The 25,807-nt window shown below is 41.3% G+C and carries 30 protein-coding genes and 1 pseudogene; 20 read left to right on the forward strand and 11 right to left on the reverse strand.

From position 1 onward, the window contains the following. Position 1: 1 nt before the first annotated feature. Genes H9649_RS04365 through H9649_RS04385 form a run of 5 tightly spaced genes read left to right on the forward strand, consistent with a single transcriptional unit; the run spans position 2 to position 5,574 of the window. Entirely contained in the window at positions 2 to 826 is an 825-nt protein-coding gene (locus H9649_RS04365) for a carbohydrate ABC transporter permease (RefSeq protein WP_191693495.1), read from the forward strand. Positions 827 to 858: 32 nt separating this feature from the next. Beyond that, entirely contained in the window at positions 859 to 1,599 is a 741-nt protein-coding gene (locus H9649_RS04370) for a glycerophosphodiester phosphodiesterase (protein WP_191693496.1), read from the forward strand. Continuing rightward, complete coding sequence (locus H9649_RS04375) at positions 1,600 to 2,577, forward strand: glycosyltransferase family 2 protein (protein ID WP_191693497.1); 978 nt, start codon at positions 1,600 to 1,602, stop codon at positions 2,575 to 2,577. Then, the gene (locus H9649_RS04380) at positions 2,567 to 2,935 is read left to right on the forward strand and encodes a GtrA family protein (protein WP_225229665.1); all 369 of its coding nucleotides are present in this window, start codon (positions 2,567 to 2,569) and stop codon (positions 2,933 to 2,935) included. The genes H9649_RS04375 and H9649_RS04380 overlap by 11 nt, the downstream gene beginning before the upstream one ends. Then, positions 2,932 to 5,574 carry a YfhO family protein gene (locus H9649_RS04385; protein ID WP_191693499.1) on the forward strand — a complete coding sequence of 881 codons (2,643 nt, stop codon included), beginning with the start codon at positions 2,932 to 2,934 and terminating at the stop codon, positions 5,572 to 5,574. The genes H9649_RS04380 and H9649_RS04385 overlap by 4 nt, the downstream gene beginning before the upstream one ends. A gap of 18 nt (positions 5,575 to 5,592) precedes the next feature. On the opposite strand, the gene H9649_RS04390 is transcribed toward H9649_RS04385, so the two are convergent. The 5 genes from H9649_RS04390 to H9649_RS04410 all read right to left on the reverse strand — a co-directional run bounded on the left by H9649_RS04390 (position 5,593) and on the right by H9649_RS04410 (position 9,106). Next, complete coding sequence (locus H9649_RS04390; protein ID WP_191693500.1) at positions 5,593 to 6,432, reverse strand: metallophosphoesterase family protein; 840 nt, start codon at positions 6,430 to 6,432, stop codon at positions 5,593 to 5,595. 275 nt (positions 6,433 to 6,707) lie between these two features. Next, a complete protein-coding gene (locus H9649_RS04395; protein WP_191693501.1) occupies positions 6,708 to 7,118 on the reverse strand; it encodes a DUF3021 domain-containing protein in 411 nt (136 codons plus the stop codon). Beyond that, positions 7,115 to 7,573 carry a LytTR family DNA-binding domain-containing protein gene (locus H9649_RS04400; RefSeq protein WP_191693502.1) on the reverse strand — a complete coding sequence of 153 codons (459 nt, stop codon included), beginning with the start codon at positions 7,571 to 7,573 and terminating at the stop codon, positions 7,115 to 7,117. Before H9649_RS04400 ends, H9649_RS04395 begins: the two co-directional genes overlap by 4 nt. A gap of 53 nt (positions 7,574 to 7,626) precedes the next feature. Continuing rightward, complete coding sequence (locus H9649_RS04405; RefSeq protein ID WP_191693503.1) at positions 7,627 to 8,370, reverse strand: ABC transporter permease; 744 nt, start codon at positions 8,368 to 8,370, stop codon at positions 7,627 to 7,629. Positions 8,371 to 8,386: 16 nt separating this feature from the next. Continuing rightward, positions 8,387 to 9,106 (reverse strand): ABC transporter ATP-binding protein, encoded by a 720-nt coding sequence (locus H9649_RS04410; RefSeq protein WP_318241646.1) that lies wholly within the window; start codon positions 9,104 to 9,106, stop codon positions 8,387 to 8,389. A 254-nt stretch (positions 9,107 to 9,360) separates the two neighbouring features. Here H9649_RS04410 and H9649_RS04415 point away from each other — a divergent pair, with 254 nt between their 5' ends. The 11 genes and pseudogenes from H9649_RS04415 (at position 9,361) to H9649_RS04460 (ending at position 17,149) form a co-directional block, all read left to right on the forward strand. Further along, positions 9,361 to 9,906 (forward strand): AAA family ATPase, encoded by a 546-nt coding sequence (locus tag H9649_RS04415; protein ID WP_191693505.1) that lies wholly within the window; start codon positions 9,361 to 9,363, stop codon positions 9,904 to 9,906. Then, the gene (locus tag H9649_RS04420; RefSeq protein WP_191693506.1) at positions 9,900 to 10,445 is read left to right on the forward strand and encodes a GrpB family protein; all 546 of its coding nucleotides are present in this window, start codon (positions 9,900 to 9,902) and stop codon (positions 10,443 to 10,445) included. The genes H9649_RS04415 and H9649_RS04420 overlap by 7 nt, the downstream gene beginning before the upstream one ends. A gap of 77 nt (positions 10,446 to 10,522) precedes the next feature. Then, positions 10,523 to 11,050, forward strand: a pseudogene (locus H9649_RS17805) (GNAT family N-acetyltransferase); the annotation flags it as partial. 15 nt (positions 11,051 to 11,065) lie between these two features. Then, the gene (locus H9649_RS17810) at positions 11,066 to 11,464 is read left to right on the forward strand and encodes an NUDIX hydrolase (RefSeq protein WP_318241650.1); all 399 of its coding nucleotides are present in this window, start codon (positions 11,066 to 11,068) and stop codon (positions 11,462 to 11,464) included. A gap of 54 nt (positions 11,465 to 11,518) precedes the next feature. Then, the gene (locus H9649_RS04430) at positions 11,519 to 12,022 is read left to right on the forward strand and encodes an NUDIX hydrolase (protein ID WP_191693508.1); all 504 of its coding nucleotides are present in this window, start codon (positions 11,519 to 11,521) and stop codon (positions 12,020 to 12,022) included. A gap of 130 nt (positions 12,023 to 12,152) precedes the next feature. Beyond that, positions 12,153 to 12,620, forward strand: coding sequence for a GNAT family N-acetyltransferase (locus H9649_RS04435; protein ID WP_191693509.1), 468 nt, complete (start codon positions 12,153 to 12,155; stop codon positions 12,618 to 12,620). Further along, entirely contained in the window at positions 12,621 to 13,586 is a 966-nt protein-coding gene (locus H9649_RS04440) for a S66 family peptidase (protein WP_191693510.1), read from the forward strand. It abuts the gene before it with no gap. A 109-nt stretch (positions 13,587 to 13,695) separates the two neighbouring features. Further along, positions 13,696 to 14,082 (forward strand): hypothetical protein, encoded by a 387-nt coding sequence (locus H9649_RS04445; RefSeq protein WP_191693511.1) that lies wholly within the window; start codon positions 13,696 to 13,698, stop codon positions 14,080 to 14,082. Between the two features lie 240 nt (positions 14,083 to 14,322). After that, positions 14,323 to 15,039, forward strand: a complete 717-nt coding sequence (pnuC, locus tag H9649_RS04450) for a nicotinamide riboside transporter PnuC (protein WP_191693512.1) — start codon at positions 14,323 to 14,325, stop codon at positions 15,037 to 15,039. 33 nt (positions 15,040 to 15,072) lie between these two features. Then, on the forward strand, positions 15,073 to 16,128 hold the full coding sequence (gene nadR, locus H9649_RS04455) for a multifunctional transcriptional regulator/nicotinamide-nucleotide adenylyltransferase/ribosylnicotinamide kinase NadR (protein WP_191693513.1): 1,056 nt from the start codon (positions 15,073 to 15,075) through the stop codon (positions 16,126 to 16,128). Between the two features lie 103 nt (positions 16,129 to 16,231). Further along, complete coding sequence (locus H9649_RS04460; protein WP_191693514.1) at positions 16,232 to 17,149, forward strand: NUDIX hydrolase; 918 nt, start codon at positions 16,232 to 16,234, stop codon at positions 17,147 to 17,149. A 60-nt stretch (positions 17,150 to 17,209) separates the two neighbouring features. Here H9649_RS04460 and H9649_RS04465 read toward each other — a convergent pair whose 3' ends face one another. The 4 genes from H9649_RS04465 to dacB form a co-directional block, all read right to left on the reverse strand. Next, entirely contained in the window at positions 17,210 to 17,440 is a 231-nt protein-coding gene (locus tag H9649_RS04465) for an ATPase (RefSeq protein ID WP_191693515.1), read from the reverse strand. A 408-nt stretch (positions 17,441 to 17,848) separates the two neighbouring features. After that, the gene (locus H9649_RS04470; RefSeq protein ID WP_191693516.1) at positions 17,849 to 18,136 is read right to left on the reverse strand and encodes a hypothetical protein; all 288 of its coding nucleotides are present in this window, start codon (positions 18,134 to 18,136) and stop codon (positions 17,849 to 17,851) included. 60 nt (positions 18,137 to 18,196) lie between these two features. Beyond that, positions 18,197 to 19,147, reverse strand: a complete 951-nt coding sequence (locus H9649_RS04475; RefSeq protein WP_225229666.1) for a hypothetical protein — start codon at positions 19,145 to 19,147, stop codon at positions 18,197 to 18,199. Positions 19,148 to 19,220: 73 nt separating this feature from the next. Next, complete coding sequence (gene dacB, locus H9649_RS04480) at positions 19,221 to 20,747, reverse strand: D-alanyl-D-alanine carboxypeptidase/D-alanyl-D-alanine endopeptidase (protein ID WP_191693517.1); 1,527 nt, start codon at positions 20,745 to 20,747, stop codon at positions 19,221 to 19,223. A 241-nt stretch (positions 20,748 to 20,988) separates the two neighbouring features. Here dacB and pxpB point away from each other — a divergent pair, with 241 nt between their 5' ends. From pxpB to H9649_RS04500, 4 genes are all read left to right on the forward strand, one after another. Next, positions 20,989 to 21,687, forward strand: a complete 699-nt coding sequence (gene pxpB, locus H9649_RS04485; protein WP_191693518.1) for a 5-oxoprolinase subunit PxpB — start codon at positions 20,989 to 20,991, stop codon at positions 21,685 to 21,687. Beyond that, a complete protein-coding gene (locus tag H9649_RS04490) occupies positions 21,684 to 22,679 on the forward strand; it encodes a 5-oxoprolinase subunit C family protein (RefSeq protein WP_191693519.1) in 996 nt (331 codons plus the stop codon). Before pxpB ends, H9649_RS04490 begins: the two co-directional genes overlap by 4 nt. A gap of 11 nt (positions 22,680 to 22,690) precedes the next feature. Next, entirely contained in the window at positions 22,691 to 23,467 is a 777-nt protein-coding gene (locus H9649_RS04495; RefSeq protein ID WP_191693520.1) for a LamB/YcsF family protein, read from the forward strand. 420 nt (positions 23,468 to 23,887) lie between these two features. After that, positions 23,888 to 24,088: a cold-shock protein gene (locus tag H9649_RS04500; RefSeq protein ID WP_191693521.1), complete on the forward strand. Its 201-nt coding sequence runs from the start codon at positions 23,888 to 23,890 to the stop codon at positions 24,086 to 24,088. A 123-nt stretch (positions 24,089 to 24,211) separates the two neighbouring features. Here H9649_RS04500 and H9649_RS04505 read toward each other — a convergent pair whose 3' ends face one another. After that, positions 24,212 to 24,931: a YebC/PmpR family DNA-binding transcriptional regulator gene (locus H9649_RS04505; RefSeq protein ID WP_191693522.1), complete on the reverse strand. Its 720-nt coding sequence runs from the start codon at positions 24,929 to 24,931 to the stop codon at positions 24,212 to 24,214. 163 nt (positions 24,932 to 25,094) lie between these two features. Next, positions 25,095 to 25,799, reverse strand: coding sequence for a Crp/Fnr family transcriptional regulator (locus H9649_RS04510; protein WP_191693523.1), 705 nt, complete (start codon positions 25,797 to 25,799; stop codon positions 25,095 to 25,097). Positions 25,800 to 25,807: the final 8 nt, after the last annotated feature.

Genomic DNA, 25,807 nt, shown 5'->3' on the forward strand with positions numbered 1-25,807 from the left:
TATGAAAAAGAATCCGTTCTGGAAAGTCATCAATGGGATTGGTTTGCTATTGCTTATTTGTATTTTTGCACTTCCGTTTGTATGGATGATCTCTACGTCCTTTAAAACATTAGGAGAGACAATGACATTTCCACCAAATTGGATTCCTAATCAGTTGTTATGGGAGAATTTCTCAAAGGCTTGGAATTCCGGTCCTTTCCTTAAATACTTTCTGAATAGCACAATCGTTTCAGTAGGTATTTTAATCCTTCAATTTGCAACGATTATTCCAGCGGCCTATGCATTTGCACGCTATCGCTTTAAAGGAAACAACTTTTTCTTTGGCGTCACGATGGTCACATTAATGATTCCTACACAGCTAATTTTTTTACCGGTATATTTGCAAATGAGCGCTTTTGGCTTGCTGGATTCTTTGTGGGGGTTGATATTGCCTTTTGCTTCAAGTGCATTCGGTATCTTTTTATTGCGCCAGTCTTTTAAACAAGTTCCTGAAGAACTTTTGGAAGCTGCACGACTAGACCAGGCAAGTGAGTGGAAAATCATCATAAAGATAATGGTACCAATGGCTAAGCCAGTTCTCATAACGTTTGCGATGTTCAGTTTTATCGCCCATTGGAATGACTATTTTTGGCCGCTCGTGATGACGACAACAGAAGCTTCCCGTACACTTCCACTTGGTATTGCAAAACTTCGGGAAGTCGATGGAGGGGTTGCATGGAATATCTTAATGGCAGGGAATCTCATATTGGTCATACCGATTTTAATCATCTTCTTTTTTGGACAGAGACAAATTATACGAGCATTTGTCTATACAGGTGTTAAGTGAGTAAGTGAAAAAATAGATAGGAGGTTTTTCTAATGACGAAACTAGTTGCACATCGTGGATGGTCAGGGCTAGCACCCGAAAATACAATGAGTGCTTTTAGTAAAGCGTTGAATCATCCGGACATTGATGCAATTGAGTTGGATGTACATTTATCAAAGGATGGTGTACCTGTTGTCATTCATGACTTTACGTTAGATCGGACGACTTCTGGTGAAGGATTTGTCTCTGATTATCCGGTAGATGAATTGAGACAATTGGATGCGGGTGGATGGTTTGATGCTCGATTTGCGAATGAACGTATACCGTTATTAGAGGAAGTTTTAGTGCAAGCAAAAGGAAAGAAAAGAGTTTTGGTGGAATTAAAGCAAAAAGGAAATTGGTATGAAGGATTAGAACAGGCGGTTGTGAATTTGATTCAACGAAATGACATGTGCCAAGAAGTACTCGTCATTTCATTTGACCATAAAGCATTACAGAAAGTGAAAGAGCTTGATAAATCTATTTCTATAGGTTTGGTGTTTTTTGGATCAACAATGCTAGTTGGTGAACAAGTTCGATATGCAAAAGCGAGCTATGTCGGGATGCACCATGAGTTCGTGACACAAGCAATCATTGATGAAGTTCAAGGTCTCGGAATCGAGATGGGCGTATGGACAGTCGATGAGGAGTATTCAATCGAAGAGCTGATTATGATGTCCGATCAATTGACAATTACTACAAACCATCCTGAGCGTTTTCCAGTTAGAGAGAATTTGATGATAGTGGGTGAGTGAATGGAAAGTCTAATGATTTCTTTTGTCATCCCTTCTTATAATGAAGCAGGGAATATTGCAGGAGTGATGGAAGTAATTGCTAACGAGATGCTTCATCAGAGAGTGGGTTACGAAGTGTTGTTTGTCGATGATGGTAGCACAGATGGGACAATGAATGAAATCAGAGACCTTTTATTCATGTATCCTGAGGCTGAGTATATTTCGTTTACGAGGAACTTCGGCAAAGAGGCAGCCATATTAGCGGGTTTGCAATTTGCTAAGGGGCATGCGGTTATATTGATGGATGCTGACTTACAGCACCCTCCATCGCTAATACCCGAATTACTGAAAGGGTTCGAGGAAGGATATGACCAAGTGATTGCAAAGCGGAATCGAAAGGGAGATTCCTATTTTCGATCGTTGTTATCAAGTACCTATTATCGTTTCGTGAATAAGGCGATTGATGTGCAATTAGAAAATGGAGAGGGCGACTTCCGTCTGCTCAGCCGTAGGGCGGTAGATTCAATATTGCTTTTAAGTGAAGGCAATCGTTTCTCAAAAGGGATTTTTGCTTGGATTGGATTAGAGCAAAAAACAATTTCTTATGACAACGTCGTTCGGCAAGTCGGAGACACAAAATGGTCTTTATCAAAGCTCTTGAATTACGCGATTGATGGTGTAGTTTCCTTTAACACAAAGCCGTTAAGACTTTGTATGTATATGGGGCTCACAATAGTAGGGGCGGCGATTGCATATATAGTCGTGACGCTCATCGGTATTTACAAGCATGGAGTTGATGTACCTGGCTACTTTACAACGATAACTGCCGTTCTTCTGCTCGGTGGAATTCAACTATTGTCTTTAGGAATCATTGGAGAATACATTGGGAGGATTTATAACGAAACAAAGAAACGCCCACATTTTCTAGTACAACAATCGAGTGTTGAGTCTACGACGAAGGAGCAGACGGGACAACATGCGGCAATTCATGGATCATGAATTCAATAAGTTTATCGTAGTAGGGATATTGAACACCGGTTTTTACTATAGCGTGTACGTTGTAGGACTTCATGTAGTTATTCTTCCATACATACTTGCGCATATTGTCGCGGTTTTTATGAGCATGATTGGATCCTTCTTTTTAAATTGTTACATCACATTTGAGGTGAAACCAACTTGGAAAAGGTTTATTAATTTCCCCCTCACTCAACTTGTAAATATTGTAGCGACGCTAGCGATGCTATTTATTTTAGTCGAATGCTTCCGTATAAATAGTAGTTTAGCACCGATTGCGGCGTTAGTGGTGACAGTGCCAATTACGTTTGTTGTGACAGGGAAGGTGATGAAAGCTGCATGATACTAAACGTTAACATGCAAAGAGTGGCAGTAGGGATAGGTTGTTTACTCGTTGCCATTGTAAGCCATTTATTTTTTATATCGGAGTTTTTCAATGGACGTTATATGACGGGTTTAAATGATGGATTATCACAAATGATTCCGTTCAAATATTTTCTCTACAATGCTTTTACTAATGGTGACTTTTTCTATTCGGAAAATTTCGGACTTGGCGGAGGAACCTTCTCTCAACTAGGCTATTATTTTTCGACGTCTGTTGTATTTATAGTGACGGTTATCATAACGTTTCTACTAGAGAAAATGGGGATCATTGATTCTCCGAGTTTATTCTATTGGGCAGATGCCATTTTAGTCATTAGTATTTTACGAATGACAAGCATTATTGCTCTCACTACATACTATTTTCAAATTGTACGATTTAGTAGATTTCCTGCCTTCATAGGAGCCTGTATTTACGGAACGAGTGTCATTTATTTTAGGCATGTAACATATTGGGAGTTTTTCGCAGATGCCATGCTGTTCTTTCCGCTGTTGTTAATCGGCGTAGAAAAGATTATGCGTGAAGGAAAAGCTGGTTGGTTTATTGCTGCGGTTGCACTCAATATGATCGACAATTTCTATTTTGCCTACGTGAATTTCTTGTTGGCTTTCATATATATTGTATTTCGTTGGGGAGTTCCCTTGTTTCTAGAAAAGAAGAAGAAGTGGCAACAAGTAAAATTATTCCTAGCTGGAGGGTTTGCTGGGGCAGGAATCAGTGCACCCTTTTTCATCCCTTCTGTCTATGGTTATTTGAACAACTTCAGACCTGCATATGACGATGCAATTCCTCTTATTGGAGCTGTCGATAATTTGCTGTTACATGGCCGGCTTGTGATTTTGCCTGCCTTTGTTCTACTTTGTTTGTTAATTGTTCCTTTTTATAAAAATCGTACGTTTCGTTTTTTTGCAGGCTTGACTGTTTTCTTATGTATCATCCATTACAGCCCAATGGTAGGCAGTCTATTCAATGGTTTATCGGCTCCTCAATATAGATGGGAACACTTTCTCTCACTTGCGGCGGGTGGAGTGGCGGCTGCTTCATTACAACAACTCCATTCGTTGCGAATGAAAGATTTGATATATGCCTCTGTCACTACAGCAGGACTTTATACAATTTCTTATGTCTTTGATCCAAAGTTGAAACTAAAGATGTTTGAGTCCTATCTACTTATTTGTGCAGTGATTACAATTAGCCTGTTTTTCTTATTCGTATGGAATAAAAAGAAATGGGTTCAGCAGCTCATGATTGTATTTTTACTGTTTACAACTTTGTTGACGGCTAACATGTTCCAAGCGGAAAAACTGACGTATAAAGATCGTGGGAAGAACAAAGGCCCAGACTACGGCATCACACGTGACTACATGGAGAGTGAACACTATTACGGAGTGGATCAGCGTACGTTAATTCGAAAATTACAAACTGCAGAAACAGATCCCTTCGCAAGAATTGATTGGATGGTCGATACACGAAACAATACGCCAATCGTGCAGGACTTTAAAGGAATGAGTATTTACTCCAGCATTTTAAATAAGCATTTACTGTCGTTCTATTTACATGATCTCCAAATTGATATGCGACGGGAAAGCGTTAGTCGCTATGCATCGCTTGGAGATCGAGCCAACTTGTATAGTCTGTTGAATGGAACATATGCAATCCGAAAAGAGGGAGGCGATCCGATACCTTTCGGATTTACCGAAGCCGCGAAGGAAGGGGAGTATCGCGCCTACAAAAATGAGTATGTCCTTCCGTTTGCTCGTACGACGTCCACTTTATTCGCTGAGGAGGACATGAAAGACTTACCTGCATTAGCGAAAGAACATGCAATGCTAACAGGCGTAATTATGCCGAACGTCGTAGGTGACGCACCACCTCAAGTAGAAAATCTGATTAGTAATGTCACTATTAAACCTATTGGTGGAAGTTTTGAAGATGGTGTACTGAAAGTAACGAAGAAAATCGGAGGCGTTGACCTCGTCTTATCCGCACCTACTATGTTGAAAGAGGATAGCTTCGTCTCGTTCTTTATTCAACGAAAAACAAATGATAAAGATTTCACATTGAAAGTGAATGATTTTACTACGGAACGGAAGAAAAATGATTCGATCTATCGGACTAAAATTAATGAGCTGATGATAAGAGTTGCATCAGAAGAGGAAATTGCTATCCGGGTTCCAAAAGGAGAGTATGAATTACGGGATATCTCCTTGTATACGGAAGATTACACGGTGTTAAAAACAGCAAAAGAAAAAAGTGAGGATACGCCTAGAATAATGGCGGAGTGGAGTGGTAACAAGGCAAAGGTGCTTGTAGATAATCAACAAGAAGACACGCATGTTGTTTTACCAATACCATATGAGTTAGGATGGACAGCGAGAGTAAATGGCCAAAAGCAACCGGTTTTACGTGCGAATTATGCATTCTCAGCAATTGAACTACAGGATGGCGCCAACGACATAGAGATGACCTATTATCCACCTTATTTTTTCCCGTCAATCGGCATCTCGATTTTCACGATGGGGTTGGTTTTAATAGGTTATCGCAGAAGAAAAATTAACGAATTGCACTTAAACAATAAAAGGCTGCCATCAGTAATATGAGGCAGCCTTTTTAATGATTTAATTCATCGAAATGGCAGGAATCAGAGATATGGTGCAGTTACGCTGATCGTCTGTTCCACGAGCATCAGGTTTATGACGGAAGTGATTGATATTTTCGTAAATGATAGAAGCATTAATCGCTAATTCTTCATCTTCTAAGTCGATTGAGGAAATCGTAATCGATTCGTCATCAAGTTCAATAAGCCGAAACGCTTGTTGATCTAAACACGCGGAGGTCTGTATGAATGTCCAATTATGCTCTTTGACAATGGAATCACAATGCATATGGCCATTAAAGTAGATGCCGATACCCTTTTTTTGCTGTAGTAAATTCCAAATGTCGATACTTGGATGAATGGAGCCATTTTCAAAATCAGAGCCTTTTGTCGTGTTAAAGACAGGGTGGTGCGCAAAAACAAGTAACGGTTTTTCACCGGAATTTTGAATGATATGCTCAAACCATTCTAACTGATCTTCATCCATCCACCCGCCCCAACGCTCAAAATCCAATTCGCGTGCTGTATCTAAAAATGCAAAGACAGCCTGTTCTGTTTCAAATGAATGATAGCTCTTTTGGCCAGTTAGATCGAGTAGTTCTTGTTTGGTTAAAGAATAGTTATCGTGATTACCTAGTACATGAATGAATTCGTGATGATCTCCAATTAAAGAATAAATGTTGTTCAACTCATGGGGCATACCGTAGTTTGTCAAATCTCCAAGAGACACATACAGTTGTGCATCGATTTCTAAAAAGCGTTCAATAAACTCCTCATAAAAGGTCGCTCTCGCTTGAAGTAATCCTGGGATTCTCTCATCGACGGCAGGGTAATGTAAATCGCTAAACAATGCAATTTTCATGGAATGCTCCTCTCAATTTGAATTCAAATTCATCATACATCTTGATTATAAAGAGCATGTAGTTGTCGTGTTAATAACTTGTAAAAAAGATGTGCGAAAAAGAAAGCCATCTCCAGTGGAATTATCCGCAGAGATGGCTTTTTTGCATTTATCGATTGAATAATTGTGTTTATCGATCGAATAGCTCCATTTATCGATTGAATAATTGTATATATCGATTGAATAGCAAAATATATCACCAAAAAGTTACTTAAAGACCAGTCCTCCGCTCGCCTTCACAACCCATTCAAGTCCTCATTCAACTTTTCAGCTTGTTTTCTGAAGTACATATAGAAAGCGAACCAAATAATGGCGTAGACTACAACGAACAAACCAAGTGTGCCGATGAATCCAACTGTTGTAAATGGAATCCAACCTAATACGAAGGCGATGATGAAATAGAGGACGGATACACATAGGAAATGCAGCAAAGTCTGAATTGGCAATGTCAGTTTTTCATTTTCAAACAGCAAGGGCGTCACTGTGAAGAACCATCCGCAAAAGACTTGCCCGATTGCGTTTTTAACTAAAATAGAGGAATCCAGGGTTTCATTTCCCCCGATGAAGATAACCGCAAATAACACGACAAGTGTAAGAAATGAACCGAAAAAGATCCCGAGTATACTTCTAATCAGAAATGTTTTCATCCGTTTTTCCTCCTGTTCAATTTCAATGCTTCCTTAATGCCGTTGACATAAGTACGCGAAACGTATTCTTTCGCGCCGGACTTAAAATGAACACAAAGTGTCCCGTTGAAAGAAGCTTCGAATCGGCTTAACTCGTGTAAATTTGCGATGACCGATTTCGACAGCCGGATGAATTTCGCAGAAGGCAACATATCTTCAAGTTCATATAATTTCTCTTTTAGCATGAACGATCCATCCGAAGTCACGGCAACAACCCCATCATTCTCTGTATGGAAGTAGTGAATGTCATCTGGTTTTAAAATATGTTGCATCTCTCCGTCACGTCCGACAAGAAACTCAGTCTTCTTCCCTTTAAGAAAATCCAGAATTTCTTTTATTGAGTCATCCACTTCATTACAATGGATGGTCACTTTTGTTTCTTCATAATCGCTATCGATGTCCAATGAAACTTTCATCCGCAGTATCCCCCAGTGAAATAAGTATTCTTCATATCGTACCATTTGCTAGCTCATTTCTTCACTTTATATACAAAACGAAGGAGTAGGAGTGAAATCGTTACACAACCGAGAATATATCCGATGGACAGCAACGATTGATTATCCACAATGAATTGACCATTCCACACAGCAATAAATAATTGGTTCATATGATAAAGTGGGTTGAAATCGGCAATTGTCTGGACAAATGCAGGCATCATATCAACGGGCATCGCAAAGCCGCCTGAAATCATACCGATTTGGAAGATGACGATGGAAAATACCAACGCCGCATTCACACTTGTGAATAATGAGTAAATCGCTGATGAAATGATGAGCAATGCAGCGTTCAGTAACATGAAGAAACCAAAAGATGCTACGAAATTAAGTGGTACAAATGAAAGATCATGTACAATCATGCCGATGAAAAACACTAAGAAGTAGCCAAAACTTGTAATGATAATCGATTTGAGTATGTTTGACAGCAAGAGTGTTTTCTTTGGAACAGGTGTTATGCTAATTCGCTTTTCTACGCCGATTGTCCGGTTCATCACCTGATCGAATCCGAAAGCGAAAAAGACGACACCGAATGTGATCAGTAATATGAAGGAGGGCGTATACGTTTCCGCATAATTCAAGCCGCCCGCATAGGTGAAATCTCCGTATAGTGTCCCCATGAATAGATAGGTTGCAGGAGGAACGATGATTGTGAAAATAAGATAAAACAATTCCCGTGAAAATAATAATAGATCATATTTTAACTGGTTTACTAACATGTGAAAGCCTCCTAATCTACATAGATACTTTTGAAAGATAAAAGTCGTGAATTGATTTATAGCCTGAATCCAAAATTCTTTTTGTCGTATCAAACGTTTCTCCTACTCCATCATTCAACAGCATCACTTTATCGCAATACAATTCAACCTCATCCATATTATGCGTTGTCAAAATCACGGTTCCCCCCGTACGTTTGTTGTATTTCGTAATGTACGCCCATAGTATGTTCCGCATATGTGGATCGAGGCCAGTCGTCGGTTCATCCAATATAAGCATTTTCGGTTCGGATAAAAAGGCAATTGCTAAACTCACAATTTGCTTCCAGCCCCCGGATAATTTATTGAAATACGTTTTCCGATAAGGCTCCAATTTAAAATCAGCAATGATTTTTTCGATGTTGACTGAGGATTTGTAATAAGCTTTGAAGAGCTTCAACAATTCCACGACTTTCAACGATTTGTAAAATTGTGTAGGCTGCAAGACGACTGAAATCTGTTTGCGGATGCCTTCAAGTTGATGTGTAGATAGAGAACGGACCTCCTTATCAAACACGAATACATTTCCTTCGTCATACGTTTTCAATGTCATCAGTATCTCTAAAAATGTCGATTTCCCAGCTCCGTTTTTGCCAATGACTCCGATGATTTCCCCAGCTTGAGCAGTAAAATCAATCCCGCGCAACACTTTGTTTGTCCCATACGACTTCTTCAACTGTTTCACATGCACAATTTCCACTGTCATCCCTCCGTAGTTGTTCTTCGTATCTCTACTATAGAAAGAAAACGGAAATTCGTCTGCTAATTCTCGGTCACTGGCCCGTTTCGGTCGGTCAGTTGCATTTAAACGTATGTGAGATGCACAGCATGTAAAAGGAGATTACGGAGTATTTGTAGAATATGAACTAGGGGGTTCAAAATTACACGTTTTTAAGCCCTTAACGCTTTTTGAATTTATTACTAATATTTTCTTTGGTAAATGGGGAGAGCAAAATGATACTTATGATAAATGGCGCATTTGGTGTCGGAAAGACGTCCGTTGCAAATGAATTATTGAGCAGGATGGATGGGGCAATGCTGTTTGATCCGGAAGTGGTGGGATTCATGCTTCGGCATATCATTCCGGATGATGTAAAACTTGAAAACGAGCGAACAGGGGATTTTCAAGACTTGGATATGTGGAAACCATTAACGGTTGAAGTGGCAAGACAACTTCGCAAGACATACGGCAAGGACTTGATTGTACCGATGACAATTTATAATGAAGACTATTTTAATACGATTCATGATGGATTTTTAGAAATGGATTCTGAAACGTATCATTTTTGTTTGGTTGCGGAAAAGGAAATAATCCATGAGCGGCTTATTGAACGAGGGGAAGAGGAAGGCAATTGGTGCTTCCAGCAGACGGATAAATGTCTGGAAGGATTTAAGAATTTTGACGTGAATCAATTCATTGAGACTGATGATATTAGTATAGAAGAGATCGCGGAATTCATTTGCAAAGAGATTGGACAGGGAGTGAAGTCATCATGTTAGGTTTGGATAAAGACGTAGTCGCGTTAAATGCGTATGACAAGGAATGGAAAGTGCTTTTTGAAAAGGAAAAAGAGTTATTGGAGTCGTTGATAGGTGAGCATATCGTTGAAATCCAGCATATTGGGAGTACAGCGATTGAAGGAATTGCAGCGAAGCCAATGATTGATGTCTTAATAGGCGTGCAGGCATTGGACGATGCGAAGAAGTTTGATAAATATCTTTTGAGAGATGCCGACATCTATCAGTTAGGACGAGTGGAAGTTGAAGGGAAAGTCGTCTATGCGAAGTTTTCGGATTTAGAAGCACTGACAAAAACGCATGTTTACCACGTCGTTGAACATAAAGGTGATTGGTGGCAACAACATACATTGTTTAGGGATTATTTGAATGAGCATCAGGATGTAGCAATGGAATACGAAATATTGAAGAAGGAACTTGCAGTGAAATATCCAGATAATGAGCGGGATTATGCGGACGCTAAGAAAGCGTTCGTGGATGAAGTAGTGGAATTGGCGGAGAAAGAATTATTTGCTAAATAGTATAGATTCTATGATTGCATTAGTAAACTCGGAAAATATTGTTGATTTACGTACATGAATCTATTGGAGGAAGTGAAATGTTAATTCAAAATGGTCGATTAGCTATCCGCGAACTACTAGAAGAGGATAAACTTCTTTTAGCTAAGTGGTTGTCAGATCCTGAAGTTCTCCAGTTTTACGAAGGTAGGGATCGCCCATTAGACATGGCGAAAGTAGAAGAAGACTTTTTTGGAGAAGCGGACAATGAAACTCGTTGTTTGATTATATATGATGAAGCCCCGATTGGATACATTCAGTTTTATCCCGTAGGTGAAGAAGAAAGACAGGTGTATGGCTATTCAAACCCAGCTGAAGTTTTGTTTGGCATGGATCAGTTCATAGGGGAGCCAGTCTATTGGAATAAAGGTATCGGCACACAACTGATTGAGACAATTGTGGAGTATTTATTGACTGAGAAAGGTGCAGAACGCATTGTAATGGACCCTCAAACGTGGAATGAGCGAGCAATCCGTTGCTATGAGAAATGCGGATTCGAGAAGGTGAAGCTGCTACCAAAACATGAATGGCATGAAGGTGAGTATAGGGACTGTTGGTTGATTGAGTATGTTAGAGGTAAGGGAATCCAACTCCGGAATCGGGGATCGGCCGTTATCATTGAGTCAGGAAAAGTTGCGGTCATCAAAAGAATACGTGAAGGTAAAGAGTATTTCGTATTTCCTGGCGGTGGTATTGAAGAAGATGAAAGCCCGGAACAAGCTACTATCCGGGAAGCATTTGAAGAATTAGGTGTACATATTGAAATTAAAGAAAGCATCGGAACCGTCCACTTTAATGGTGTGCAGTATTATTTCTTATCGGAAATTATAGGCGGAACATTTGGGACAGGTAGCTTTGAAGAATACGGAGAAAATCATAATCGAGGTAGTTACGAACCGATGTGGTTACCAATTGACAAGCTCGTTTCACTTGATGTGCGTCCAATGGAAATTGCGGAGGTGGTAACGGAACTAGTGGGCTAGAAGAAGTATCAGCGGAAATAAGACTGATGGGATAGAGAAGGGTGGGGAGTAGCTATGTCGTTTACATACGTAGATTGGGGCGGGCATAAAGTGAAGCTCACATGGATTCAGGATCTGATGCCCGAGCGAGAACTGATCACAAGTGTCCATGCATTTTGTTTTCATGAAGAAAAGCTGTTATTAGTTAATTTAAATCATAGAGGGTGGGATTTTCCGGGAGGGCATATTGAAGTTGGTGAAACAGTAGAAGCATGTATCCACCGTGAAGTGTTAGAAGAAGCTTATGTTGAAGGTGATTGTCATTTTCTCGGTGCCATCGAAGTGAATCATGAGGAAAACCCATTATGGAATGAAACAAGTCCTTATCCGAAAGTGGGTTACCAAGTTTTTTGTCGGATGGATATTACGGAATTCTTCCCCTTTGACGCGGCATTTGAGTCAACGGAGCGGACGCTAATTACGCCGGAAGAGGCGGCTCATTATCACAAAGGCTGGCAGAGGGGATATGAAGAAATCATGGAGGCTGCCTTGCAATTTAATAGGTTATCTATTGAATAGGATTTGGCATCTATTTCATAACAATTGTACTCACCTAGTAGGGACAAGCGGGTTACGAAAAGGCTTGCAGTGAACCAAATAATGGACTCCTATTTACTAATAGAATAATAAAATGAAACAGGTGGTCTGCATGCGAACTAGAAAACTGGAACCACATGAATCACCTCCATACGACCTACTCCTCCTAGCTGATCCATCACGTCAGCTCATTGAAACTTACTTAGCTGATGGTGAATGTTATATTGTCGAGGAAAAAGGTGAAATTATTGGGGTCTTTGTAGTAGTAGAACTACACAACGAAACAATGGAAATTAAAAATATCGCCGTCCGTGAACATATGCAAGGTCAAGGGATTGGCAAGAAGCTAGTATTCGATGCGATACGTATTGCAAAAGAGAATGGCTATGCAACCGTTGAAATCGGCACAGGCAATTCCAGTATCGGGCAGCTTGCGCTCTATCAAAAATGCGGATTTCGCATTACGGGTGTGATCCAAGACTTTTTTATGGATCTATATGATGAAATTATCATGGAAGATGGCATTCAATGCATGGATATGATTCGACTTGAAATGAACATACAGAAAGTAGGAGTGTAAATGCTAATACCACAGAAGCTTAAAAAAGGGGATGAAGTACGCATTGTTGCACCGAGTCGCAGTGCGAGTATTTTATCAGAAGAAGGCGTCCGGTTTGCGAAGGAACGGTTAGAAAACTTAGGTTTTACTGTAACCTTTGGCAAAAATGTTTTTGAATCTGATATTCAAAACTCAACATCGATCGAGCAAAGAATAGAAGATCTGCATGCTGCATTCGAGGATGAAAACGTGAAAGGTATTCTGACTGTAATCGGTGGGTTTAATTCAAACGAGATATTGCCTTATATCGATTATGATCTCATAAAAAAGAATCCGAAAGTTTTCTGTGGGTATAGCGATATAACGGCTATCGCTACGGCGATTACTACGCAAACGGGAATGGTCACCTATTCCGGCCCTCATTTCTCGAGTTTTCAAATGAAAAAAGGCCAAGGATATCAAACAGAGCATTTCATGAAGTGTCTCATGCAAGATGAGCCTTATTGTGTAGAGGAATCTGTTGAATGGAGCGATGATGCATGGTATTTGGACCAGGAAAATCGTAATTTCGAGAAGTCTGCATGGAAAACCTATACGCCGGGAATGGCAACAGGTCAGTTATGGGGTGGAAATCTCTGTACGCTCAATTTGCTGCAAGGAACGAACTATATGCCTAAAATCGAAAATGCCATCTTGTTTGTGGAAGACGATGAAATGACCATTCCAGAAACATTCGCAAGGGATTTGACGTCGCTTTTGCAAAATGCACATTCAGTTAATGGAGTAGTAATCGGAAGGTTCCAGCGTGAATCCAAAATATCGGAGGAACAACTGATCTTCATTCTTGATAAGCACCCAATGCTGAAAGAAATCCCTGTAGTATACGATGTGGATTTCGGGCATACACAACCAATGTTCACATTTCCTATTGGAGGAGAAGTACAGGTGGATGCAACAGAACGGCAGTTGAAATTGATCAAGTTCTGAGCGAATCCTCTTCCTGGAAATGTTCACAAATACGTTGGATGACAACCGGCAGTTTTCCTATTACTCTGAGAGTATATGATTGTGAAGTTTCCGTGAGGAGGTTGTCGGGGTGAAACGGCTATTGTTGCCAATACTACTAGTTGCAGCTGGCGTCATGAGTGGTTGTGTCTATGAATATACAGATGAAGATGGTTATCGGATGGCGGTCATTAACGAAGGGTTCCCAGTTCCGAAAAATGCGTATGAAGTCAAACCAGAAGACTGTACGACAGAAATTGCGAAGTCGGCGAAATACAAGTTGAAAGGGATCGGGGATGAAGAAGGTACCCCGCCTGAAGAGTATTTGGAAGAAATCCAGAGCTGGGGCTGGACAGAGCTTGAAGACAAGCGGGTTGGACATATCCATTACTATGAGAAAAAAGGAAAAATCATGTCGCTCATCATCCAGGAAAATGTATTTGATTTGTTTGAAATGACGGATAACATAGAGTTGTAACACGCCACCCCTTAAATCGACTAGGAAGGCTGTCGCCTGTGGGATTCTAGCGTTCTCCGTCCATTTAAGAAAAGGTTGAATGAGAATAAAGGTAAGGAAGCTTGCACCTGCGCTTTTAAGAAGCGCAACGGTGTGGGCTTTTTTTTTTCGAAAATAGTAGTTGACTTTACATAGATACAATCATATACTAAGTATAACAAATAGGTACGATTTGTAACTAAGTTAAAGGAGGAGTATGAAATGGTCGGAAATCTAAAGAAGTACTTGGCAGATTGGTCAATGTTTGAAAAGCTTTGGGTAGCGGTATTTACGGGAATCACAGTCTATCTGTATTTTGCATTTCAAGACACACTTCTTGGTTTGATCAGTTCGATAGCCGGGATGCTATGTGTGGTGTTGGTAGCAAAGGGGAAAGTATCCAACTATCTTTTCGGAATTGTGCAAACGGTCACATATGGTTATATAGCCTACGGATACGGGTTATACGGGGAGTCGATGTTAAATTGGTTGTTTTACTTCCCGATGCAGTTTATCGGAATATGGATGTGGATGAAGCATTACAAGAAAAAAGAAGAATCGGCGCAGGGTGAAAACGTTTATGTGAAACGGCTGACGCTAAGAGGTTGGGCATTTGTGGCCGGCTCATTTGTTGCAGGTGCTTTCGTATATGCGGAGTTATTGACATTGTTGTCTGCGCAGCAAGTCCGAATCGACAGTATGGCGGTCGTCCTTTCGGTAATCGCGCAGATTTTAATGGTGCAGCGGTATGCGGAACAGTGGGTGATTTGGATATTGGTGAATGTCCTAACGATTACGCTATGGGTCATCACATTGTTGCAGACAGGTGGAAACGATTGGAATATGGTTATTATGTGGACGGCGTTCCTTGTAAACTCAGTGTATGGATACGTGAACTGGGTGAAATTATCGAAAGTGCAAAAAACAGAAATGAGTTAAATAAAAGACGTTTGAAAAAGGGAGAAGATGACAATGGAAACTACTCAAAGGGAGTCAAAGATGACGGTAGGGCATTATGGTGGGAAATTCATCCCGTTTCATAAAGGGCATTTATATGCGATTACGAAAGCGGCGGCACAAGTCGATAAACTATATGTGCTCGTCAGTTATGACGAAGGTCGAGACAGGAAGTTGTGTTACGATGCAGGCTTGGACTATATTGACTTCAAAAGAAGGCAACAGTGGATTACGACATCCGTGAAAAATATGTCGAATGTGACGGTATTGGCGGTTGAAGAACCTTATTCGTCAGATACGGAGTATATGTGGCTGGAAGGCGGCCAGAAAATGATTGAAGCGATTCCCGAACAAATCACCCATATTTTCAGTTCGGAAAGTGAGTATGATACGTGGTTCAGACGGATTTATGGAGAGGATATCATCCATATCGTTATAGACGAGGCTCGTGAAATCTTCCCAATCAGTGCAACGAAGATACGCGAGGAAGGGGTCTATGCAAATTGGGATATGATTCCTGATGCAGCAAAGCCCTACTATACAAAAAAGATTGCCATTGTCGGTGTTGAATCTTGCGGTAAGTCTACGTTGACCAGAAACCTTGCGCAATTGTTCAGCACGGAGTATGTAGAGGAATATGGTCGTACTGTGAGTGAAGAAATTGGGGATGGCAGTTCTTTGCTGACAGAAGAGCATTACAAGGAAATTGTATTCGGCCATAAGCATATGGAGTATCAAAAGATGAAAAAGGCGAATAAGCTGTTGTTTATCGATAGCGAGGCGGTCGTTACGCAATATTACGCCAAGATGTATTTGGGACGCGAGTTGAACTTTATCGAAGGAGCCATTGAGTCACAGGATTATGATTTGTATTTGTTTTTAGAACCGGATGTGAAGTGGGTGGCGGACGGGTACCGCACATTCAATGATCCAGCTATCCGGGAAGAGACAAATAGATTGTTGAAGAAAATGTTTGAGGATCGTGGCATCCAGTACGTTACCATTAGCGGCAACTATGAGGAACGGTTAGACCGGTCGATTGCACAGATTACAAAATTGATTACAAAGTGATAGAGAAGGGTTCTGAGCAGCCCTTCTTTTTTAGTTGTTTGCAAAAGAGACCGAGTAGTATTACTATGCAACTAAGTGAGAGTACAGAAAGGGGCAGAAAACTATGGAAGAAAAGGATTTACAGAACCTCAGTGAGACGGAATTTATCGAGCAATATAAAAAGACGGAGAAGGACAAGTATGAAAAACCATCGATCGCAACCGATATGGCCATCTTCACCGTTGCGACAAAAAAAGTAACGGATAATCGGAAGAAAGCGGATAAGGAACTGCAAGTGCTGCTCATCCGGCGAGGGGGGCATCCGTATAAGGGTGACTGGGCACTAGCGGGCGGATTCATGGGAATTGACGAAGACGTTGAAACGGCTGTGCAGCGTGAGCTCAAAGAAGAGACGGGCGTGGATGGAGTTTATGCAGAGCAGCTTTATACGTGGAGTGCAGTAGACCGTGACCCCCGAATGAGAATTGTCAGTGTCAGTTATCTAGCATTGGTCGACCAGGAGAAGTTACCGCCGCTTCAGGCAGGTGACGATGCAGACGATGTAAGATGGTTTACTGTAAAAGATCGTGTCATGGAATCCCGGGATGAACTGGTGGATGGGACGATGATCAAGACGGACAAAATAGAACTGACATTGATTTCCGATGAAGTGACGGCTTCGGCAGTTATTGAGAAAACAACAATTACAGAAGGAGCAAACGTCAAAACGGTAGTTACAATTAGTGAGCGGAACGGGATTGCCTTCGACCATGCGGAAATCATACTGTATTCTCTAGAGCGGTTACGCGGAAAAGTGAACTACACGAATATCGCATTCAATTTGGCGGGGGAAGAGTTCACCTTGCCAGATCTCCAACAGATCTATGAAGTTATTTTGGGCAGGGAGCTGAACAAAGTGCAGTTCCGCCGACATGTGGAGAATATGGTGGTAGATACGGGAAAAGAAATCAAAACAGGTGCCTACAGACCGTCAAAGCTATATCGATACAATGCGGCGTGGGTGTATGACCAGTGGAAGTAGGTCATTCTCGTGTGAAAGATGCATTGTGAAAATGATCTTACTAACTCAGCAACGGGGTGGTTATCTGTTCTTACGTTTTAATAAATATTCAACAACAAAACCTATAACTACCCCGATTGCTATTGGTAATAATGCAATTTCTGTAACTTGCATTGCTCCATTTCCTACTGGTTTATTTTGGAGGATCTTAAAGTAAAGAAAAGGAACATCAAATAACTCGCCAATCAAGTACAAGATTGTCATGGTACCAAACGCTGCAAGAAAGGCAATCTTGCTTGCCTTATCGGACATTGTAAACCAGCCCTCCTTAATCAAAACGAATAATTAACACGGTTTAGCTTATGAAATAATTTCTTTTTGAAAACGCGCACGGAAAATGACTATTAAAGTCAAGAAAAGAAGGGGCGAGAAACCTATAAAAGATAGGGGTGGATTAACATTTATGAAATACATAGAGATAGGCAGACTCGAAATGAAACAGACTAACATGGCTTTCCATGAACGATTAATCACAGCATAGAACAAAGAGAGGAATGTCAATAATATTGAAAAGCCCATTGTTATTGTCACTAATAAACCCACTTGAAACACCTCCTAAATTAGTTGAATGGTCAGATTAGAACACCATTTTTCCTTGTTTAGTAAATGACCCTGTAAGGGAATAGGGTGCAATCCATCTGAACAACTATGTCCAAAACATCATATGGATTTATTTTTTTGAAACTTCAAATCATCAACATACTGCTTACCTTCTAGCAATGAAAGCCCCAATGTTTTTCGTGCGATTTTTTCTGCTTTAATCTCTTCGCCGATGACAATTAATTGTCGTAATTCATCATTTATCTGGTTTTCTGGAACATTTATATGTGTAGACAACTGATCTAGGGTATATTTGATCCCTTTAACATGACGACTAATCTTAAAAACAGCAAAAAGTAAATACAGCATCCCAAGTAATGACAGCAACACTATCAAATTAATTTCCATTTCAATTCTCCTTTGCGAATTTTCTAAAATGCTGCATGCAAGTAGGAATTCATGATGTCGTTATAACGCTCCTATATGATATGCATGAAGCAATCTTAAATTTTCTAGTGTCAACACGCCACTCCATTCCTGCTTTGCAGTTTCCCATTCTTTATCAAACTGACCCCATGCCCAGGTCGGCTTCCAACTGCCATCTTCCGCTTGGCTGTCTAGCAGATGCTGTAAATTGGAAGGGATGATATCTTTAAAATCCTCATACAAAAATGATTTTGTTGAAGCTACAACTTGGAGGGGAAGCAGGCAATAGTCATGCCATTTTTCCGAATCTGTCGTCACGCTATTTCGGGCAATTTCTCGCACTTTATCGGAAACCTTCTCTGCTTCTTCAACAGGCAGTTCTTTCATTAATCTGACCAAGCATTGCAATTCATGATGATCATACGTTTCTAATTGGTTAATGTATGTAACTGCGTGAGTCGTCAGTTTTTTAAGGAAATCGGCAGGTACGAGCCCATTATAGTGATGAAGCAATCCTGTCATTTCTGCACTTGGATTCCCCCAAGGCCAATCACCGCCATAATTCCACCAGATGGCTCTCGGTGCAGATTCCACTTCCTTCGGGACAATCTCCCATCCCATTTTTGCATTATCAAATGTAGATAATGCATATTGAATAGCTCTTTGTACCATTGGATTAGATTCATCTGCACCAACACGAATCAGATGCTGCAACCCGATTGTCGTTGCCAAAGCAGAAGAGGCCTGGCACCTGAAGTCAGGCTCTAACCCATTGCCAAAACCACCGTCTTCATTTTGATAAACTGTAAGCTCCTTCAATACCTGTTCACGACTGCCATCCTCAAATTCAAATTCATATAGAGCTGTTTCCAACGGCCGGGCTTCTGATTTGAGGAATGCGATTACGTTTTTGAATGGTTCTATTGATAAATTTTCCATTGTATCCACCACTTCCTTGAGAATGAATGCTATCGTATATTTCGCTATTGTCATCAGTGAATCCTTTATTTGCAAAAAATAAAGGCATCCATTGTGTCCTTTGGATGCCTTCATTAATAGTAGTCAATTAAAACTCATGCTCCGCTAATACAGTCGTGATTGCATCTTCAATCGGTGTAACTGGTCCGGTAACGTAGTTATTGATCAGTATGGAGAATACCAATTCCGTCCCATCTTTCGCGGTGACATAACCGGAAAGGGTGGATACACCGGTGATTGATCCGGTTTTCGCTTTGACGTTTCCGATTGTCAGACCTTGATCCATTCGGTTACGGAGCGTACCACCGACCATCCGATCAGGTTCACCTGCAATTGGCAGAGATGCTTCAAAAGCGGGGAACCAGCTTTTGTTTTGTACGTTATACAACAGCTTCGTGAACTCTTCAGCCGACACAAGATTTTTGTGAGACATACCCGAGCCGTCACGAAGGACAACCGCATCTGTATTGACGCCGAATTCCTTTAGTTTTTCCTTCATCACTTTAAGACCTGCATCCCAGCTACCCTCATCTTGTTGAACTTTACCCATTTCCTTCACAAGTGTTTCAGCATGGCCATTGTTGCTAAGCTTCATGAATGGAATGAAAAGCTCTCGAAGAGGCATGGATTTTTTTGTTGTTAGTACTGTTGCGTTTTTGGGTGTGATACCTGTTTTTGCGACATGATTCCCGACGAACTGGATGCCTTGTGCTTCGAGCGATTGTTTAAATACATCCAGAACGAGCTCGGTCGGTTCCCATACGGCTGACCATGAGCGGGACCTTGCACCTTCAAGAGGCATATTCCCTTCGATGATGATTCGGTTCGTCCCGTGCTCACGTTCTATGGAAATGCTCTTTGTTGAACCTTTTGCAACAGTTGTAGCGCGGTTGACAATTTCGACGTAGTCGGTCGAAGGTGTGACAGACACTTTCGGAAGATCCCCTGCTTTATTGCCAGCATTTACTTCAACAATAACTGTGCCAGCATCATAATCATCGTTTGGAGAGAGTGTCAAGGCAGATACTTGAGCACCGACATAATTATGTTCATCTGACCAATTCAAGTCTTGCGAATAACGGACATCATCATACCAACTGTCATCCGCTACTAGGTTTCCGTTAATTTTATTAATGCCTTTCTCTTTAAGTTCCTTTACGAACTGATCCAAATCTTCTTTAACTAAAGTCGGATCGCCTTTTCCTTTTATGAACAAATTACCATGAAGCATTTTATTTTTGATGTCACCATCTGTTAGGATTTCAGTTGAAAACTGATAATCAGGTCCCAATATATCCATTGCTGTTGCGCCTGTAATCAATTTCATATTAGAAGCGGGTCGCAGTCGGATATCGCCAAAATGCGAATACATCGATTCCCCTGTCTGTGCTTTCCGCACGCTAATGCCTGTAATGCCTCCTTGTAACTTCGGATCGTCTAAAATAGCTTGTAGTTTTTTCTCTAATGATGTCGATTCAATGGATGCTACGGGAGCTGTGTTTCCGGCCGCAGCAACAACTGGTGTAATCGTGCTTTCATGTGCCACCGGAAATAATGCGATCAAAGCAATCGTAGTTGCTAAGAAAGCCCTTTTAAGTAGATTTTGCTGTTTCATAAAATAGCGCACATCCTTTCATCCTTTAGTTTGATTGTACTTCATCACGTTACGTTTAAATAGGTGTAAATGCAGAAAATTCTAAATTGAAACGTTTTGCCTAATGAAGTATATAGATATTCCTTAGTAGTTTATGCAATAGAATACTCGAAAATGTAAAACAATAGTTTGAGGAACTTGTGGAATAATGTAGAATAATCATTACTTAAGAAAAATTTTAATGGTGGGGAGTGAAAACTACATGATGTACAACTTGTCCCCACTTGGTGACCAAGCCGTCGTCATCGAGGTGGATACAGAAATCAGTCAACTCGCTAAGAAGAACGTGAAGTCAATCGTTGCGTGTTTGAACGCGGCGAATCCACCGTGGATGATTGAATACATACCTGCCTATACAACCGTCACGATTAGTTATGCTGTGGAGCTGGATAGCTGTGAAACACCATATGACTTCGTGTGCAGTGAGATTAATCAACTGCTCGCGAATGTGAAGGAAGTCTCGAACAGCCATCGTGAAATCGTAAGGATTCCTGTATTGTATGGCGGCGAGCATGGTCCTGACCTTGATTTCGTTGCAGCACATAATGGACTAACAACTGAAGAAGTAATCACGATCCACACTTCAGGCGAGTATACCGTACATATGATAGGCTTCGCGCCAGGCTTCCCATTCATCGGAGGGATGTCAGAAAAGATTGCTGCACCAAGAAGAGAAACGCCTCGGCTGGAAATTCCTGCACGGACAGTTGGAATCGCAGGAATGCAGACTGGCGTCTACCCGATTGCGTCGCCTGGTGGTTGGCAGCTCATCGGTAGGACACCGATTGAATTATTCTTGCCGACTGAGGATCCTCCAAGTTTATTAACCGCAGGGGATCGAATCCGATTTTACGAAATCACACCTGAGCAATACAAAGAGATGCGGGGTGATGTGGAATGATTACAGTTATGAAATCAGGCCTTCAAGATACGATTCAAGATACCGGTAGAAAAGGTTATCAGAAATTCGGTGTCGTTGTCAGTGGCGCCATGGATCCGTTCTCTCACCGTGTTGCCAATCTTTTAGTTGGGAATGAAGGGCAGGAAGCTACACTTGAAATGACGCTCGTCGGACCTCGACTGTTATTTGAGAAAGACGTGGTCATTTCAATATGCGGAGGGGATTTGCAACCGAAAATTGCAGGTGTTCCTGTACCGATGTGGAAACCGGTTTTCATTCGCAAAGGAAGTGAACTCGCATTTGGAGCTGCAGTCGCAGGAAGTCGAGCCTATTTAGCTGTTGCAGGTGGAATTGACGTACCTGTAGTCATGAATAGCCGATCCACGTATGTGAAAGCGAAGATTGGCGGGTTTCATGGTAGGGCACTCCAAACAGGCGATTTGCTGTCGATTGCGAATCCGACAGGTGTTTCTGCTGCCATTAAACAACGTCTCGGAACGAATGAGGAGGCTTTCCGTGCTGCAGACTGGCTAATTGCAGCCAAGCTATTGCCCAATTTATCGAATCGATATGTCATCCGTGTCATGCGGGGCAGGCAATATGATTTATTTGACGGTCAAAGCCAAAATGGTTTTTGGAATGAACCGTTCACCGTCAGCTCCTTATCAGACCGAATGGGCTACAGGATAAATGGCCCCGCCTTGAAGTTGAAAGAACAAACTGAAATGATTTCAGAAACTGTTACATACGGTTCCATTCAAGTACCGACAGATGGGAATCCAATCATTCTTGCTGCAGATCGGCAAACGACAGGTGGGTATCCGAAAATCGGACAAATCTCTTCTATTAACTTTACGAAGCTGGCACAAGCAAAAGCGGGTGACCAACTGACATTCAATGAAGTAACGATTATAGAGTCACAAAAATTGATGGCGATGCAGGAGATGAATTTGAAGGAACTGCGAGCGTATATCTCAACTAAATTCAGATAGGACTGAGCGTAATGACATATAAAGTGGATTTGAATTGTGATATGGGTGAGAGCTTCGGGCCGTACACGATCGGGAATGACGAAGAGATTTTAAAAACAATTACGTCCGCCAATATCGCATGCGGTTTTCATGCAGGAGATCCAACGACAATGCGTAAGACTGTGCGCATGGCCCTTGAGAGAAACGTTGGCATTGGTGTGCATCCCGGATTACAGGATTTAAGCGGATTTGGACGTCGTGAAATGGCGATCACTCCTATTGAAGCATTCGATCTTGTTGTGTATCAGATCGGTGCATTATCCGCTTTTGTCCAAGCGGAAGGTGGAAGAGTGCAACATGTAAAGCCTCATGGTGCGCTTTATAATATGGCGGCGATAAGCAGAGAACTCTCCGAAGCGATTGCAGAAGCGGTATACAAAGTAAATCCTGAATTGCTGCTCTTCGGGCTGGCTGGCAGCGAACTTGTAAAAGCAGGTGAACGTATAGGATTAAAAGTGGCGAATGAAGTGTTTGCGGATCGAACATATCAATCAGATGGAACCTTAACATCCCGCAAAGAGTCAAATGCATTGATAACGGATCATGAAACAGCTATCCGCCAAATCGTCAGAATGGTGAAAGAAGGGAAAGTCACCGCAACGGATGGAACGGATGTCACGATTCAAGCGGACACGATTTGTATACATGGGGATGGCAAGACGGCGCTTGAGTTTGCGAAGGTAATACCGGGAGCATTGCGTAATGAAGGGATTGAAGTGCAACGGATTGAATCCAACAAGTACAATTGAATGTAAGCAACAGATAAAACACATGGATTCGAGCTTTATTTGGAGAGGTTATTGAAGAAAGGGTCGGAAATACGAAGTTTCCAACAAAGTGACGTAAACTTTGAGGGAATATATATGGACTTTTATGGGATGAATTCGTAATTGTTAAAAATAGATATGAAAGAATAAGTAGCGGTGCATCAACATTTCTTAACATTATTTTAAGGTGAAGACAAGAACTTTTTATAGAACTAACGTGAAATTCATCAAAGTGCATTTTAAATATCAATCATAAGGGTTGCAATTTTAATCTTCTCGTGTTATTCTTAATAAGAGTTATTTTTGTTCTTTTCAGATTGAGAAGTCAGTTTGATCTTCATCTAAGGTATTTGAGCAAGGATAGTAACATTGTGTGGATAGACACACTAGGAGGAAACAAACATGGAACAAGGTACAGTAAAATGGTTTAACGCAGAAAAAGGTTTTGGTTTTATCGAACGTGAAGGCGGAGAAGATGTATTCGTACATTTCTCAGCAATCCAAAGCGATGGTTTCAAATCTTTAGACGAAGGTCAAAGCGTAACATTTGATATCGAGCAAGGACAACGTGGCCTACAAGCTACAAACGTTCAAAAAGCTTAATAATCGCAAAAAAGAGATCCTACTTGTAGGGTCTTTTTTGTTTCCGAAAAATTACACACAGAAAAAAGACCGCTAATCATTTGAATTAGCGGTCTTTTTAACCTTCTGTGGAAGGGAAATCTCTTATTCCCCTAAATCCACATTGTGATGTACTTGTTGCACGTCTTCCAAATCATCCAGTGCATCGATCATCTTTTCGAATTGTGCTTGTGCGTCTGCATCCAGCTCAATTTCGTTCTGTGCCAGCATCGTCAATTCAGCAACAGAGAATTCTGTAATACCTGCGCTTGCCAGTGCTTCTTGCACAGCGTGGAACTGATCGGGTTCAGCATATACGATCACTGTCTCTTCTTCTTCGAGAATATCACGGACTTCAATATCTTCTTCCATCATGAGTTCCAATACTTCATCCGCTGATTTGCCGGCAAATCCGAAAACAGCTGTTGCATCGAACATGTAAGCAACGGAGCCACTTACACCCATATTTCCACCGTTTTTGCCGAATGCAGCGCGCACTTCGGAAGCGGTACGGTTAACATTGTTTGTCAATGCATCGACGATAACCATGGAACCGTTTGGACCAAATCCTTCGTAACGTAGCTCGTCATAGTTCTCTTCGCCACCGCCTTTTGCCTTTTCAATCGCACGGTCAATGATGGCTCTTGGTACATTGTACGTTTTCGCGCGTTCAATGACCATTCGCAATGCCTGATTCAATTCGGGATCAGGGTCACCTTGTTTTGCGACTACATATAATTCACGGCCGAATTTTGCGTATATCGCGCTCGTATTCGCATCCTTCGAAGCCTTTTTCTCTTTAATATTATTCCATTTACGACCCATTTTCACTCACTCGCTTTCGCTCTGTGCATTGATTTCTACGAGTCATTATACACCTTATTCATGAACGCTGACAAGTCGAAAACCCTAAAAATGGAATAGAGATGAATTTTTCGTTCGGGTGCAAAAAGTTCTTCAATGCCCTAAAAAAGTTTGCTGTCCACGGTCAAATAAGTAACAACGCATCCATATCTAAAATCTCAATCTCCCGCTGGCCCAATTGCCGAATCCATCCCGCATCTTCGAATTCGGCGAGCTTCCGACTGATTGTTTCGGGCGAAGTACCGATATGTGATGCTAAGTCTTTCCGAGTCATCGGCAGATTAATACGGTCTGAATTCCGTTCTTCGGCGAGATCTGCAAGGTACATGGCAAGTCTAGAGTCGGTCGTTTCCATGGCGATCCGAGCGGCTTGCTTCTCTGTTTTTGCAAGCCGGTTGGAAAATTCCCCAAGAACTTTTAGAGAGATAGCAGGATATTTTAATAAAAACTTCTGGAAATCGTCCCGGCTCATGACACAAAGTTCAACTTTCCCCATCGCTTCCGCATAGGCGTCATGCACCGTTTCATTGAATAAAGAAAGTTCTCCGGTAAAATCACCGGATTCCAAAATCCGCACTAACTGCTCCTTGCCATTCTCAGAAAGTCGATAGATTTTCACACGGCCTTTATGAATGATGTACAAGCCATCCGAAGTATCTCCTTCATGATAGATTGTGTGTCCGCGAGGATAGCTTACTGAATGTGTATGCTTGACGATTTCATTCATTTCCGCTTGTTCCAAATGGTTGAAAATCGGAACGATGGAGATGCACATTTTTTGCATCTCCGCTGTTCCATTGCTATGTCCACAATTTACGTTAGCTGTCATCATCGTTC

Source organism: Sporosarcina quadrami, from assembly GCF_014836615.1.
Classification (GTDB): Bacteria; Bacillota; Bacilli; order Bacillales_A; family Planococcaceae; genus Sporosarcina; species Sporosarcina quadrami.

Bases quoted from the DNA above. Each gene is read 5' to 3' on its own strand.
- H9649_RS04365 (WP_191693495.1), top strand. From the start codon at position 2: ATGAAAAAGAATCCGTTCTGGAAAGTCATCAATGGGATTGGTTTGCTA.
- H9649_RS04370 (WP_191693496.1), top strand. From the start codon at position 859: ATGACGAAACTAGTTGCACATCGTGGATGGTCAGGGCTAGCACCCGAA.
- H9649_RS04375 (WP_191693497.1), top strand. From the start codon at position 1,600: ATGGAAAGTCTAATGATTTCTTTTGTCATCCCTTCTTATAATGAAGCA.
- H9649_RS04380 (WP_225229665.1), top strand. From the start codon at position 2,567: ATGGATCATGAATTCAATAAGTTTATCGTAGTAGGGATATTGAACACC.
- H9649_RS04385 (WP_191693499.1), top strand. From the start codon at position 2,932: ATGATACTAAACGTTAACATGCAAAGAGTGGCAGTAGGGATAGGTTGT.
- H9649_RS04390 (WP_191693500.1), bottom strand. From the start codon at position 6,432: ATGAAAATTGCATTGTTTAGCGATTTACATTACCCTGCCGTCGATGAG.
- H9649_RS04395 (WP_191693501.1), bottom strand. From the start codon at position 7,118: ATGAAAACATTTCTGATTAGAAGTATACTCGGGATCTTTTTCGGTTCA.
- H9649_RS04400 (WP_191693502.1), bottom strand. From the start codon at position 7,573: ATGAAAGTTTCATTGGACATCGATAGCGATTATGAAGAAACAAAAGTG.
- H9649_RS04405 (WP_191693503.1), bottom strand. From the start codon at position 8,370: ATGTTAGTAAACCAGTTAAAATATGATCTATTATTATTTTCACGGGAA.
- H9649_RS04415 (WP_191693505.1), top strand. From the start codon at position 9,361: ATGATACTTATGATAAATGGCGCATTTGGTGTCGGAAAGACGTCCGTT.
- H9649_RS04420 (WP_191693506.1), top strand. From the start codon at position 9,900: ATGTTAGGTTTGGATAAAGACGTAGTCGCGTTAAATGCGTATGACAAG.
- H9649_RS04430 (WP_191693508.1), top strand. From the start codon at position 11,519: ATGTCGTTTACATACGTAGATTGGGGCGGGCATAAAGTGAAGCTCACA.
- H9649_RS04435 (WP_191693509.1), top strand. From the start codon at position 12,153: ATGCGAACTAGAAAACTGGAACCACATGAATCACCTCCATACGACCTA.
- H9649_RS04440 (WP_191693510.1), top strand. From the start codon at position 12,621: ATGCTAATACCACAGAAGCTTAAAAAAGGGGATGAAGTACGCATTGTT.
- pnuC (WP_191693512.1), top strand. From the start codon at position 14,323: ATGGTCGGAAATCTAAAGAAGTACTTGGCAGATTGGTCAATGTTTGAA.
- nadR (WP_191693513.1), top strand. From the start codon at position 15,073: ATGGAAACTACTCAAAGGGAGTCAAAGATGACGGTAGGGCATTATGGT.
- H9649_RS04460 (WP_191693514.1), top strand. From the start codon at position 16,232: ATGGAAGAAAAGGATTTACAGAACCTCAGTGAGACGGAATTTATCGAG.
- H9649_RS04465 (WP_191693515.1), bottom strand. From the start codon at position 17,440: ATGTCCGATAAGGCAAGCAAGATTGCCTTTCTTGCAGCGTTTGGTACC.
- H9649_RS04470 (WP_191693516.1), bottom strand. From the start codon at position 18,136: ATGGAAATTAATTTGATAGTGTTGCTGTCATTACTTGGGATGCTGTAT.
- H9649_RS04475 (WP_225229666.1), bottom strand. From the start codon at position 19,147: ATGACAATAGCGAAATATACGATAGCATTCATTCTCAAGGAAGTGGTG.
- dacB (WP_191693517.1), bottom strand. From the start codon at position 20,747: ATGAAACAGCAAAATCTACTTAAAAGGGCTTTCTTAGCAACTACGATT.
- pxpB (WP_191693518.1), top strand. From the start codon at position 20,989: ATGATGTACAACTTGTCCCCACTTGGTGACCAAGCCGTCGTCATCGAG.
- H9649_RS04490 (WP_191693519.1), top strand. From the start codon at position 21,684: ATGATTACAGTTATGAAATCAGGCCTTCAAGATACGATTCAAGATACC.
- H9649_RS04495 (WP_191693520.1), top strand. From the start codon at position 22,691: ATGACATATAAAGTGGATTTGAATTGTGATATGGGTGAGAGCTTCGGG.
- H9649_RS04500 (WP_191693521.1), top strand. From the start codon at position 23,888: ATGGAACAAGGTACAGTAAAATGGTTTAACGCAGAAAAAGGTTTTGGT.
- H9649_RS04505 (WP_191693522.1), bottom strand. From the start codon at position 24,931: ATGGGTCGTAAATGGAATAATATTAAAGAGAAAAAGGCTTCGAAGGAT.
- H9649_RS04510 (WP_191693523.1), bottom strand. From the start codon at position 25,799: ATGACAGCTAACGTAAATTGTGGACATAGCAATGGAACAGCGGAGATG.